Annotated in this window: 2 protein-coding genes; one reads left to right on the forward strand and one right to left on the reverse strand. The window is 42.1% G+C overall.

Features of this window, described 5'->3' with window-relative positions:
- A partial coding sequence (locus JXQ92_RS04505; protein WP_421985397.1) for an FG-GAP-like repeat-containing protein occupies positions 1-13,089 on the reverse strand: 13,089 nt, incomplete at its 3' end.
- Between the two features lie 489 nt (positions 13,090-13,578).
- Here JXQ92_RS04505 and glgP point away from each other — a divergent pair.
- Positions 13,579-15,222 carry an alpha-glucan family phosphorylase gene (gene glgP, locus JXQ92_RS04510; protein WP_421985398.1) on the forward strand — a complete coding sequence of 548 codons (1,644 nt, stop codon included), beginning with the start codon at positions 13,579-13,581 and terminating at the stop codon, positions 15,220-15,222.
- The last annotated feature ends 38 nt before the right edge of the window (positions 15,223-15,260 follow it).

The following is a 15,260-nucleotide window of genomic DNA, read 5'->3' on the forward strand; positions in this document are numbered from 1 at the left end:
ATCTGGACCGTTGTTGGTTAATGTTACAGTAAATGTGATAACATCACCCACATTAGGAGAAGTAGAACTAACTGTTTTAGTCAAACTCAGGTCAGCTCTTGGTGCATCGACTGTTGCGCTAGCCGAATCATTACCACTAACATTGTCCACCTGATCTAGGCTGTTGACACTAGCCGTATTGTTAAAGTCACCATTGGCCAGAACCGTTGCAATTACTTCAAGGGTCACTACACCATCTTTCGGTAGTGTACCGATTGCCCAAATACCAGTACTACCTGTGAAAGTACCCTGAGTAGAAGTAGAAGATACGAAGGTGTATCCGCTAGGTAGTTGATCTAACACCTGCAGGCTAGTGGCTGCATCATCACCATTATTAGTAGCAGTTACCGTGAAGGTTACATTCTCCCCAACATTGGCAGTCGCATTATCGACAACTTTAGTGAGTGCGATATCGGCTTGTTGTAGCGTGATTGAAGTACTCGAAGTATTGTCAGCAGTATCGTTATCAAACTGATCAGAGGCAGTAACAGAAGCGGTGTTGGTAAAGTCACCAGTAGCTAAAAGAGTTGCTCTGATAGAAAGTACAGCAGAGGCAGAGTTTCCGATGGTACCGACAGTCCAAAGGCCAGTTCCAGCAACATAGCTTCCTTGAGAAGCATTAGCTGAAACGAAAGTATATCCTGAAGGTAATTGATCAGTAACAGAGACGTTAGTCGCTGCATCAGGACCATCATTTCTTAGTGTTACGGTGAAGATGACATCGTCACCCGGAACTGGGTTGGCATTGTCAACCTCCTTATTCATATTCAAGTCAGCAAACTGCGTATCTACCGTTACAGTAGAAGTGTTATTAGCGGTTACAGGGTCGTTCTGATCTGAAGTTGTTATTGAAGCAGTATTGTTATACGTTCCAGTCGACAATACTGTCGCTACTATTTCGAGTGTTGCTGTTTGGTTAGCGGCAATCGATCCAATATTCCAGAGTCCTGTACCATTGGCATAACTACCAAATCCGGTGTTATCAGAAACGTAGGTATAACCATCAGGCAATTGATCAGTAACCGTAACCCCCGTTGCCGGGTCATCTCCTTTATTCTCTAATCTGATCGTAAATGTTACATTATCACCAACATTTGGTGTCTCATCTGATATTGATTTCGTAATCTCTAAGTCAGCCGATTGCGCTACTATACTTACAGAAGCTGTATTGTCTCCAGTATTTGGATCAAATACATCGGAAGAAGTGATTTGAGCAATGTTGTTGAAGTCACCAGCAGCAAGTACTGTGGCAGTCATGCTTAGTGTAGCATTAGCACCATTGGCAAGGCTATTTACAGACCAAATACCAGTAGTATTGCTATAAGTACCAGTGCTTGGCGTAATGGTACCAACTGCATATCCAGAAGGAAGTTTGTCGGTAATTTCAATTCCTGTCGCCGCTGTTGCACTAGGGCCATTATTTGTAACAGTCACTGTAAATGTGACAACATCACCCACGTTCGGGCTCATGGCATCAACAACTTTAGCAAGCCCTAAATCAGCTTGAGGTGGTGCTACTGAAGCAGTAGATTGATCATCGGTACTATCCGGATCTTGTTGATCTAAAGTATTGACAGAGGCAGTATTGTCATAGTCACCAGTCGAAAGTACTGTTGCTAGAATGTTTAAGGTGCTTACACCCGCATTCGCTAGTGTTCCTACAGTCCAAACGCCAGTTTCAGCTACATAGGCACCTTGAGAAGGGCTAGCCGAAATGAAGGTATAACCTGAAGGCAATTGATCTAGAATAGAAAGTCCTGTCGCTTGGTCGCTACCATCGTTAGTCACTGTGACAGTAAACGTAACATTATCGCCTACGTTTGCTGATGGGTTGTCAACAACTTTCGCGATACTGATGTCGGAAGATTGAAGCGTAACAGCTGTGTTAGCGGTATTATTAGCGGTATTAATATCGAACTGATCTGAGGTAGTTACTGTTGCTGTATTTGTATAGTCTCCAGTTGAAAGGACAGTTGACCTGATGGTTAAAGTGGCTGTTGCACTATTTGCTAAGCTTGTAATATCCCAAATACCTGAAACGCTATTATAAGAACCAATTGAAGCCACTGCACTTACTAAAGTGTATCCACTTGGCAGCTGATCTGTTACGCTTATGCCGGTTCCTTGGTTAGGTCCATTGTTCGTTAGGTTTATCGTGAATATCACGTCATCACCAGCAACTGGCGTTGCATTATCCACAGTTTTCGACACTTCAAGATCAGCACCTTGAGGTATAATCGTCGCAGTACTTGAGTTATTAGTGTTGTCAGAATCTGCCTGATCTACAGCACTTACTGCTGCTGTATTGGCATAGTCACCAGTGGCAAGCACATTAGCCACAACTTCTAAAGTGGCAGTACCCGCATTGTTCAATGTACCGATATTCCAAGCACCTGTTCCAGGAACATAACTACCTCTTGAAGTGGTATGGCTCACGTATGCTAAACCGCTTGGTAAAGCATCGGATACGGTAAGATTATCCGCGGCGTCTGGTCCAGCATTGTTTACAGTAACTGTGAATGTAATCTGCTCCCCAATATTAGGAGATAAGTTATTGGCCGATTTGGCAATAGAAATGTCTGCATTTTCTACCGTTGTGGTCGCTGTGGCCGTGTTGTTCGTATTGTCCTCATCGAACTCGTTAGCGGCCGTAATACTCGCGCTATTGGTATAGTCTCCGCTTGATTGTAGGGTTCCTACTAATGCTAAAGAAGTGGTTGCGCCGTTAGCTAAAGCGCCTACAGTCCAAACTCCGGTAGAACTTACATATGTACCTTGAACAGGAGTGGCACTTACAAAACTGTAACCACTAGGGAGTTGATCAGTGATTTCAATTCCAGTAGCATCGTCAGGACCATCATTAGTAACAGATATCGTAAAAGTCACGTTATCTCCGATGTTAGCACCTGGGAGATCAACCGTTTTACTCAAATTCAGATCTGCTCTTGCAGGAGTCACTGTTTCACTTGCACTATCATTGCTGTCATTCGAGTCTAATTGATCAACCGATTGGATACTAGCAGTATTTGTATAATCTCCTGTCGACAATACTGTGGCTACTATTTCTAGTGTAGCAGAGCCGCTATTCGCAACAGTTCCTACGGTCCAAAGCCCAGTGCCATCAGCATAAGTGCCTTGACTTGGATTGGCACTCACGAAAGTGTAGCCTGAAGGAAGGAGGTCAGATACAATTAAATTAGTTGCCTCGTCTGGTCCAGCATTGTTCACGGTTAAAGTGAATGTTGCGTTCTCACCAATATTGGTAGTGGCATTATCAACTGATTTGGTGATGCTAATGTCTGAAGTTTGTACCGTAACGGAAGCTGTTGCTTCGTTATTGGTGTCATCAGTATCAAAAGTATTATTACGAGAAATGGTGGCTACGTTTTCATAGACTCCAGTGGTATTGACAGTCGCTTGGATAGTCATGGTGGCACTAGTCGATGCGTTGACATTACCAATATTCCAAAGACCATTTGTCTCATCATAAGTACCTCTAGATCTTGTATTAGTCACATAGGTATAGCCTGTTGGTAATAGGTCCGTGATTCGAACACCATTGGCTCTATCAGGACCTGCATTGGCAGCTGTAATGGTAAACTCTACAGTGGCTCCTGGTAGTGGAGTAGGGTTATCTACTGTTTTAGTTACAGAAACTTCAGCAATTAGAGGCCTTATGCTTGCCGATGCACTGTTATTGGTGTTATCGGTGTCGGTCTGATCTACTGAGAGTAATGATGCTGTATTGTCGAAATCGCCAGTAGCCAACATTCGCACTCTTATCTGCAGTTCAGCTTCTTCAGCCACGGCTAAGGTTCCAATTGTCCATAAACCAGTTGCGTTGTCATATTCGCCATGAGTTCTCGTTCTGCTTACGAATTCATAGCCTGAAGGAAGTATGTCTTGAAGTACTATTCCTGTAGCTACATCAGGGCCTGCGTTAAGTGCCGTCACAAAGAATGTTCTAGTTCTTCCTACATTCTGCGTTGCTCCACTTGCTCTTTTTGCCACTTGAATATCAACCGCTGATGTTGCAATGTTAACAATGGCCGTGTTGTTCCCTAAATCAGGATCGAAGTTATCGGCAGCAGTAATGCTGGCTACATTGGTGAATGACCCCGCTGAATTTGCCGTAGCAGTTATTACTATTTCTACAGTGGTACCATTGGCTATATTTCCAATACTCCATTCTCCCGAGGAATTATCAAATGTACCCTGCTCTGGTGCAGCACTTACAAAAGTAAAGCCAGATGGAATTTGATCGGTTAGTGCAACGCCTGTAGCCAAGTCAGGACCGTTATTGGTTACCGTAATGGTAAAGTCAACGGATTCTCCGGCATCGGCATTTTCAGGGCTTACTGATTTGGTTACTGCTAAGTCTGATGTTAATGGCGCTACATTAACTGTAATTTGATCATCCTCTTCCGAGAATAAAGCACCATCCGATATTCTGAAATTGAAGTTGGTAAAATCAGTGCCAGAATTTCCTGCAGGAGGGAGGTAAGTAAAATTACCTGCTGCTATATCTGTAAAGCTGATCACATCTTCGTCGGCAATAGGATTTCCGTTCAATAAAAGCTGGCCTCTAGAAGGAAGTGCAGTAACCCTGATGTCAGTTGCAGCTGAATTTTCTGGATCTTCATAATTGACTTGGAAGTCGGCACTTGTAAATACATAAGCTGCATCCTGTTTTGCTTCAACCGTATTACTATCAACAATTGGTGGCTCATTGACATTAGTCATTTCTACGGTGATATTGGCAGTGTCGGTTAATTTTCCTTCATCAGAAACACGCACTACAAGATCGTATTGAGTTGTGGTTTCAAAATCAAGTAAAGATTCATTAGCAACTGTAATTTCACCAGTTGTTTCATTGATAGTGAAGATTCCATCATCGTTTCCACCTACAATAGTATAAGTTAAAGCATCTCCTGCGTCAGGATCGCTCGCCACAACATTGTGGACAGTTGTGCCATTTGTAGCATCTTCTGGCAATGATACTGTTGCATCATCTCCAACTGGAGGATCATTCACAGGAGTTATAATAATATCAACGCCACCGGCGATGGTGAACTCACCATCATTTACTGAATAACCAAAGTCTCCCGGATCGCTTGAGCCATCATATTGTTCTGGTGCATCATAAACTAGAGTGGTCAACTGAACAGTAGTTAAAACATCGCCTAATTCTACCTCGGTACCATCGGCTAGTTTTACAGTTCCTAATGAAGGAAGGGAAGTAACGGTTATGGTAAAGCTATCTCCTGAATCGGTATCAGAAGGTGCACTTAATCCAAGCGGTGTAGCTTGAACATTTTCGTCCATCATAATGGTATTACTGTCGACTATTGGAGCAGTATTGCCAATGTTGAAGATGAATGTTCCTGGTGTTAAATCTTCAGCACCGTCGTCATCAACGGCGGCGTAGGTGAAAGTAGAAGGCCCGTTGTAGTTACCACTTGGGTCGAAGCGTATACCTAAAGCTTGCGTCGGCGTAATCGATAGACCTTGTGTTATCACTGTGCCGTCAGCTAGGGTAAGCGTACCGTGAGTTGCTGATGGTATAGTTTTGATGATAATCGCAGTTACTGTTCCATCACTATCTTGAGTACTTAGATTATCGAGATCAGTTGGGCCCGCTGAACTTGGAATAATATTCGTGTTCGTAATGTCGTTTGATTCTGGCGGAGAATTCAATGTGTTAATTGTGAATGTTGCCGGCGTTGGATCTTCTTCTCCATCATTGTCTTTAGCAGCATATGTGAAAGACGTTGTGCCCACAAATCCTGTTGAAGGATCGAAAGTTAATCCCGAAGCTTCAGTCGGTGTTAAGGTTTGATTTGGGGATACCGTTGAACCATCAGCAAGCTTTAATACGCCTTCGCTTGTAGGCGGTACAGTTTTTATGACGAATTCATCTACGGTTCCATCCACATCTGCACCACTTAAGTCGTCAATCGCCGTGGCATCCGCATTGCTTTGTATTCCAGAAGCATTCGTAATATCGTTTGTTGTAGGCGGAGTGTTACTCACAGGAATCGTAAAAGTGGCAGGCGTCGCATCTTCAACCCCTTGATCATCTTTCGCAGCATAGGTGAAACTTGCATCTCCAGTAAACGTCAAAGCAGGATCGAATTTCAGTCCGGCTGCTTCTGCTAGAGTCAATTCCTGACCGCTAGTTACTGGAGTACCATCGCTCAATGTCAGTACACCCGAAGCAGCTGTTGGTAGAGATTTAATAACAAAGAAATCTACTGTTCCTTCATTATCACTACCTGTTAAGTCATCAATATCCACTCCCGCATCACTACTCAAAATAGTACCTGAGTTTGTAATATCATCGGTAGTAGGAGGGGTGTTACAGGCTGAAAATTCAGAAGCATTTTGAAAGTCAAATACGCCACCTGTGCTTAATGGCGTAGTATAACCTGCCGTGCTAGTGACGATACCATTGGCAGGGTTTATTGACGCTGAACCAGCACCTAAAGTACCATCTTTGTCAGTATCTGATAGTCCTGCTTCTAAACTATCGAAACAGCCATCATCGTCTGCATCTAATTCAGATGCATCTATAATGCCATCACCATCAGTGTCTTTGGTTGGCGTTATAAGTATACCATTATCAGCGACTGATTCTAAAGCATCGAAAAGTCCATTAGCACCTGAAAGGGTAGTGGCGTTATCAATAATACCATCGTTATTTGCATCGGTTTGTCCATGGCCTGCTTCAACTAGATCAAAGATTCCATCATTGTCACTATCAAGGTCTAAGCTATTCGGAATGCCATCCATGTCTGTATCCAAAGTGCAACCTGCACCTGCTGTAACAACTATCGAAAGGTTGTCTATTAAGTTGCCAGATGCTATACTACTACTAGCAGAACTGTTCGCCTGGAAAACTATGAATGTCTCGCTTTGTCCATTTGGAACGGTGTAAGAACCTGTATATGTTCCCCATGCAGAATTACCATCTGTCATGGTAGCTTGTGCTACTGCACTTGCAACGGTACCGCCAATTTTTATTACGGCTTCATCCGTTCCGTCAAGCCCGCGATGTTGAACCGACCAAGTGATTGTAGTTCCTTCAGCAATAAATACTTGTTGAAAAAGTGAAGCGTCTTGTGTTCCATTAATCTCAAAATATTGACTGCCTACGGCGGCATTTATTCCTCCATATCCGTTTCTTGCTACTTCTATTAAGTTGTCAGAAGCAGTTGTTTGCCATCCGTTTATCGTGCTTTCTAATACTTGACTATTCGTTCCTGTGATTGTAGGAAATTCAAAGCCAGTATTTACAACAGTTTGGCATTCATCTACATCTGGAATACCGTCATTGTCATCATCTAAATCATCCACATCAGCAACGCCATCTAGGTCGGTATCGAGTGCTACATTTATGATGTAAGTGGCAGGACTAGCATCAGTATCTCCATCATTGTCTTTGCTTGAAAAGGTAAATGAAGCAGGGCCTTCAAAACCGCCAACTGGATCGAATTTTAACCCATTGGCTTCTGCTACAGTAAGTTCTTGTCCTGCGGTAACAGGTGTGCCATCTGCTAGGGTTAGGATCCCTTGCGAAGCAGTTGGCAGGGTGTTTATCACGAAGTTTGTGATTGTGCCATCGCCATCGGTTCCTGTTAGGTCATCGATATCAACTCCACCAGCACCTGAAGGAATGGACGTACTACTTGTGATGTCGTCGGTATCAGGTGGTGAGTTGGAAATATTTATGGTGAAAGTAGCCGCTGATGCATCTTCACCGCCATCATCATCTTTTGCGGCATAAGTAAAAGTAGCTGGTCCATTATAAGTTCCTGATGGATCGAAAAGTAAGCCATCGGCTTGGGCAGTAGTTAGTTCTTGTCCTGCGGTAACAGGCGTACCATCTGCTAGTGTTAAAATACCATGTGCTGGGTCAGGTAAAGTCTTTATAACAAAGGCGTCTATTGTACCATCGCTATCTGCTCCAGTTAAGTTATCAATAGCCGAGCCATCAGCATCACTTTGAATGGCATCTGTAGAAGTAATATCATCGGTTGTAGGTAGGTCGTTGATGTCATTAACATCAATTGTCATCGTATAATTAGTGCCAACCTGAGTACCTGCATCACCTGAATCGTCTTTTACTTTGAAGTCAAAGCTTGCGTAACTAGTTCCGTTTTCATCTGCTACGGGTTGGTAGGTAAATAGTGTTCGGTCAGTAAATTCCGTTTCGTTTGTGATGTCAGATGCGGTCACAGTTACTCCGTTATAGAAGAGTGTTCCTTGGGCTGGAAGGCTTGCGATGATAACTGCCTCAAAACTATCGCCGTCTTCATCAGCAAAAAAGAAGTCTGTATTGGCGAAAGTTAGTTGGCCGTCTTCATCAACGTTCACCGTATTGTTGGCGCTTAATGGAGATGTAACGGGATTATCAAAATTAAGGATTAAACAGGCATTGAAATCAGCAGAGAATTGTCTCACCGAACCAGGTGTATTGGTTTCACCAGAAACACCCATTCTGAATTCTACCACAGCAACATCTTCAAATTTGAGGTGCAGCATGTTTCGGGCTTCAGTATTGTTAATACCTCCAAGGCCTGTAGTTCCTGTTGGTCTGTAAACAATAAATGGATCTTCAAAAGTTCTTGTAAGGCGCGTGTTCGTTTCCTGGAAAATTTGTCCAGTTTTTACACCTACGAACTCTCTACGGCCACTGCTTGAAGCATCAATGTCTGCAAAGGTGGCTCTAAATTCATTTTGGTCTACTTCAGTTGTGCTACCTGACGTTACGAAAGTAAATTTGAAATCTATCCATCCAGATCCGCTGTTTACATTGGCATTAGCTGTTCTAATTCGCGGTTGGAATGCATTCGGCTCACCTGCTCCAGAATCGTCTAAAGCATCTAGTATTGCATTTTCAATATCAACAATTTCGATGAGTGCATCAACACCTGTTGTTGTGGTAGTGAACCTGTAAATTGCACCTTCTTGTAGGTCTGTTCCAGATATTAAAGTGGAGGATGTAAAGAATTGAGTTGGTATTGTAGAACACGTTGGCACATTATCTATGCCGATAGTCGTTGTTGCGGTATTACTGGTTCCGGTGCCGTCTGTAATAGTGGTGGTAACAAAACGGTCTGAGGTTGTTAATGAGCTTTCTGTATTTCTATATACAATTTGACTCAAAGCCAAAGCATAATCAGCTTTAGATGCTGTTCCTGAAAGGGTGATAACTCCTGTAGAGGAATTGTACGCACTTGCTGTAATACCGGTCGGTAAATCGCCAAAAGCAAAAAGTGTTTCAGAGGCACCATCAGGTCTGTTTGTTAACGTAATCGTGGCACCTGTCATTTCTACATCGTTCAGGTCATCAACTGATGCATCTGTGTCTGCGATAGGAATAGCGCTACCACCTAAAGAGAAGGTTGTAATATATCCGCCTTCCGTTGCTGTTGAATTGTCATCGCCATCTAAGTCAAGAATAGGAGGGTTACATACTGCACTGGCAAACGAAAGGTCGCCATCAGCATCGAATTCAAAGCTTCTTGTTCCAGTGGTAAATACTCCACCACTGTATGTAATGCTAAAAGATGTTTTACCAATAATATTGATCTGTACTGCGCCTTCTAAATCAGTTGCTCCTTGGTTTTGAGTACCAGAAAAGCTTAAGCTTGTGCCATTTAATTGCGCAAGTACGTTTGAATTTGACTCTAAAGAAAAGCCAGCTATTTCGGATGTATTTACGGTGAGTGTTTCACCTGCGGCACCCGCGTTACCATCTAAATCACCGATTAGAAAAGCAAAATTGACAGCAATAGGGGTGGATGTTCCTGTTTCAAAGAATTCGTATAGTAATGTTACATCAGATGCTGCATTCAGATTAAGGTTGGCATTGTCTCCTGTAACGTTAAGGCCATGATTTATACCAGAATTACTCTGAGCAGTTGACGTTACCTTCATATCAACAGTAGTTACGCCTTGAGCACCTATAGAAGTATAGGTTAGTGTTTCATTCAAACCAGAACCACTGGCTCCAGACGTAGCTGCATAAGTGAAACTACTATTTCCGGCAGTGCCCACGGCTTCACAGCCATTTAAACTAGCTGCAGAAAACAGACTCATTGTAGTGGTTGCGGTATTGCTATTGTCTGTGCCATCATTAATAGAAACTGTTATTGACCTATCCGTTAGGTCAGGTGTGCCATCAGTATTTTCGTAAACGATTTGAGCTAACGCTGCTTGATAGCTGGCTAATGTACCTGAACCCGTTAGTGTAATTACACCCGTCCCACTGTTATAGCTACTAGCCGTAATACCATCAGGAAAGGCGCCTAATACTCTAAGGGTTTCATTTCCGCCATCCAAAATGTTCGTCAAGGTAATGGTTGCACCTTCTATATTCGTATCGTCTAAATCGGTTATGGCTGCGCTTTCAGCAATAGGTATTGGAAGGCCATCAATTGTAAAGCCAGTTGCCAGATCATTTCCACCTGTGTTACCATCTAAATCTAATATAGGCGCTGTATTTACTTTGTTAACCGCAATGGTTGTCGTGGCTGTAGAACTGTTGTCATCACCATCATTAATGACCACATTAATAAGTCTAGCATCGTCTTTCGGATCATTGCTACTATTGTTGTATTCTATTTGCTGAAGTGCGTCTTGAAAATCGCTTAAAGAAGCGGGGCCAGTCAGGGTAATTACACCTGTATTTGAATCATAAGCACTGGCTGTAATACCACCGGGAAGGGCTCCATTGATTGATAATCCTTCGGCTGTTCCGTCAAGAATGTTGGTTAATGTAATGGTAATTGTTTCGATAGATGTGTCATCGACATCGCTGATGGCATTGTCCGTATTGGCTATAGGTACAGCACCATTTCCTTCAGTAAAAGATGTTGAAAATCCACTACCTCCGTTGCTACCATCTAGGTCTAATTCCGGCACAGAATTAACCTTTGTTACTGAAATTACAGAGTTAGCGGTATTGCTCGCATCTGTTCCATCATTCACCACTACGGTTATGTTTCTATCCGTTTCATCAGGTGTATTATCTGAATTATTGTATTGAATTTGTGCAATCGCTGCAATGTAATCAGCCTTGGATGCGGAGCCTGTTAGCGTTAAAACACCAGTGGTAGCATTGTAACTGCTTGCGGTAATTCCTCCTGGAAGCGCACCATTCACTGATAAACTTTCAGAAGCACCATTCGGTCGGTTGGTTAAGGTGATTGTAGCACTTTCTATATTAGTGTCGTCTACATCTACTATTGCAACATCTGAGTCTGCAATATTTACAGCACCATTTCCTTCAGTAAAGCTATTGGTGAAACCTGTGCCTGATCCGCTACCGTCCAAGTCTAATTCCGGTGGTGTATTACATGCTAAAACTGATGCGTCTGTGTCTTTAACGATTAAGGTTTGCTCATACTCTAAAGAAGATGAACCAACATTTAGCGCTGATAAGCTTGAAGGTGTTACTGAAATATCTACCGTAGTTCTGGTGCCTCCGCTTGATAAATAAGAAGTACTTACTATATAGGCAGCATCGGGTCCATTCGTAAGTCCAAAGTGAAGAATTGGTGTTTCTTGACTACCATGTCCAGATCCGCCATTCACTTCTTGAATTGGAGAAAGAATGTTGCCGTCACAATCTTTGAGCACAACCGTAGCCCCAAGTGCACTTCTAGTTAATCCACCACCAAGGTCAAGTTGAGGTATAACATTCAAATAGTTATTCGCAAAGCCACTTGTAGCAACTTCGCTTGAACTCCCAATCAGGTCGTTTCTCCAAAGTTGATTGTTATCACCATTCACATTGATGTAGACATCTAAATCACCATCGTTGTCATAGTCCACCATACCGACGGCTTCAACGTTTTCTCCAACTTCTATTCCGTTGTTGTCATTTGGCTGATTAAAAAGGAAGCTACTTCCAGTGGTGTTATTCAACATGAGGTAGCTATCGCCATTACTGTCTCCGAAGAAAACGTCAATATCTCCATCATTGTCAATATCACCTATTGCAATACCGTCAATCCCAGAGTCGTTTAGTAAATTACTATTTGATCTTCTGAATGGGTTCGAAACGGCGGAGAATACACCAGGAGAACTTTGCTGATATAACACTGGCGTGCTACTATCAGAGTCTGGACCCCAGATAAAGTCAAAGTCACCATCTCCATCAAAGTCACCCGTTACAACAGCTCCTTTATTACCATTACTTGCATCTTCGTTAAAAGAGGTGTTCACTGTGAAGGTGCCATCACCATCATTGATGAACATGTCGTAATTGTTGCTATCAATATTGCTAGAAGTAGAGTTGCCTTGTTTTCTAGCGATGATATCCATGAAGCCATCGTTGTTGATGTCAACTACAGCGATGTAATCACCAGTGTTAGATCCATTTTGAGGAAGTCCTAAGCCACCAGCTCCAGTACCGGAGGCTCCAACACTATTTTGTGAGACTTGATCAAATCGATTTCCAGAAACTGACGCGCCATCATTTTTAAAAATATCTATACCAAAATTGTGACTTTCAATGATAAGGTCTAAGAAGCCGTCATTATTGTAATCCATAAAAGCCAAACCTTCAGTGTTTATCCCATCGGACATACTGGTAATGGTCTGGATTCTTGAAAAGGAGGAACCATTATTATTTTGAAAAATGGCGATATGTCTTGTTGTGTTGACAATGAAGTCGGGATAACCATCATTGTTAAAATCTCCCCAAATGGCCGACCGTTCGGTTTTGGTGCTTTTCAGGTTAGGTGCTACGCTGCTTGTAACATCTATAAAAACTCCATTATCGTTTCGAAGAAGGTATGATCGTCTAGACGAATTATTATCATTAGTGTTGACCAAGAGATCTAAGTCACCATCTAAATCATAATCCGCAAAGGAGAATCCACCGTCTTTATTCCGGTTATTGACATTAGAGTCGTCTTGACCGTTGCCAGCGACATCGGTAAAGTTTTGTCCAAAGGACGAAAGGTTTAAAGACAAAAAACCGACTAGAGTTAGTAAACCCAGTCGGAAGTTGAAACATCCGAAGATATCAGCAGCCATGTGTTGTTAGTTAGTTTGTTTAGCAGGTACAAAACCTGCTCCAAGTGCTTTGAAGCTCCTTCAGCGTAAGAATGATATGAAAATTGTTCCCCTAGAAAGAGGGGGTATCCCGAATTGGGAAAAATGATAATGTGAATCAGGAAAAGTGCGCGACTAACTTTATCTCTCAATTGCCAACCATAGCAGAACTGCCGGAGAACTAGAAAGTTAGACCGATTTATGATGTTTAGGCGCATCAAATAAAGTAAATAACGTTCTATAATCCAATTTTTTCTTCTGTGACGGAAGGTTTATTTGTAGTGTAAACGACAAATAAATGTATTTGAAATGCTTTATTAGTGTTTAAACCTGCCAAAGTTTATTCAATAATTGTCCAGGTTTTACTTGTGCTAAGGTTGTAATGATCAAACGTTTGCATGAAACTTTTGCGGGTAACACCCATTCGGGCGGAGGCAATCTTTTACATTTGGCAGGTTTAAAATTGAGATAATGAAATTCAAACACCCTTATAAATTTGGTAAAGGCTACGAGAAATCTGTGGCTTATTTTTCAATGGAATTTGCCATTGATCAGCCATTAAAGATATACTCAGGAGGACTTGGGTTTTTGGCGGGGTCGCATATGCGCAGTGCCTTTGACTTAAAGCAAAACATGATCGGAATTGGTATGCTATGGAAATATGGCTATTACGATCAGGGAAGAAAGCATAATAATGAATTGGATGCGCTTTGGCAGGAAAGACATTACAACTTCTTGGAAGACACTGGTATTGTTCTAGAGGTGAATGTTAATGATCACCCAGTGAAAGTGAAAGTGTTCTACTTGGCACCAAAAGTTTTCGGAACGGCGCCTATTTTTTTATTGTCTACAGATCATCCTGAAAACGACTACTTGGCCCAAACGATTACACATAAGCTTTACGATAATAATGTGTCTACTCGTATTGCTCAGTATATTTTATTGGGAATAGGAGGTGCTAAATTATTGGAAGCGATTGATCATAAAGTTGATCAGTATCACTTCAATGAGGCGCATGCTTTGCCTGCGGCATTTAGGCTAATGGAGAAGCTTGGCGATATGAAAAAGGTGAAGGACCAGGTTGTGTTTACAACACATACACCCGTTAAAGCGGGTAACGAGGTTAATGACCCAATAATGCTGCATAAAATGGGCTTTTTCAATGGCTTTTCGGTAAGAGAAGTTGAAGATATGGTGGGTTTTGAAAATGGTATGTTTAACCATACGTTGGCCGCCCTTAGAATGTCTAAAATTTCTAATGCCGTTTCTAAAAAGCATTGTGAAGTATCGAAAGATATGTGGGGAGGTTTTGACGGTATTTGCGATATAATACCTATTACCAATGCTCAGAATAAGGCTTATTGGACCGACAAGGAGCTGGAAAAAGCACATGCTAAAAAGGATGATAAGAAGTTTATTAGCAGGAAGAAGCAATTGAAGCAGGAGCTTTTCGACTTTGTGGCTGATCAGACGGGTAAAATCCTCGACCCGAATGTGTTGACTATTGTTTGGGCAAGACGATTTGCTGGATATAAACGTGCTGATTTAATCGCAAGAGATGTTGAACGTTTTGAAAGACTATTGAACAATAAGGATTATCCTGTTCAAATTATTTGGGCTGGAAAACCTTATCCGCTAGATCATGGGGCGGTTAGTACTTTTAATTGGCTTGTACACTTCACAAGAAAATACCATAACGCCACTATTCTAACGGGTTACGAATTAGGTTTATCGGCTTTAATGAAGAAGGGCTCTGATATATGGTTGAACAACCCTAGAATTCCTTTGGAAGCTTCAGGTACTTCGGGCATGACGGCTGCAATGAATGGCTCCCTGAACTTTTCAACTAATGATGGATGGATTTTAGAGTTTGGCGAACATGGTAAAAATGGGTTTGTTATACCTGAGGTGGATACTTCACTACCTGAAGGTGAGCAAGATCAACATGATGCAGACCATATGTTGAGAATCTTAGAGGATGAGATTGTTCCGATGTACTACAAAAACCAAAAGGATTGGGTAGCGACGAACTATCAGAGTATGGACGATGTAGACGAGTATTTTAAAGCAGCTCGTATGGCAGATGAATATTACAAGAAATTGTATACGATTTAAGTATCCTTCCAAAAACATTAAAGCCTGCATTCTATACT

The sequence above is a fragment of the Roseivirga sp. genome, assembly GCF_049099775.1.
GTDB lineage: Bacteria > Bacteroidota > Bacteroidia > Cytophagales > Cyclobacteriaceae > Roseivirga.

What these genes read in the sequence shown, in the direction of transcription:
- glgP (WP_421985398.1), top strand. Translation starts at nt 13,579, where the DNA reads ATGAAATTCAAACACCCTTATAAATTTGGTAAAGGCTACGAGAAATCT.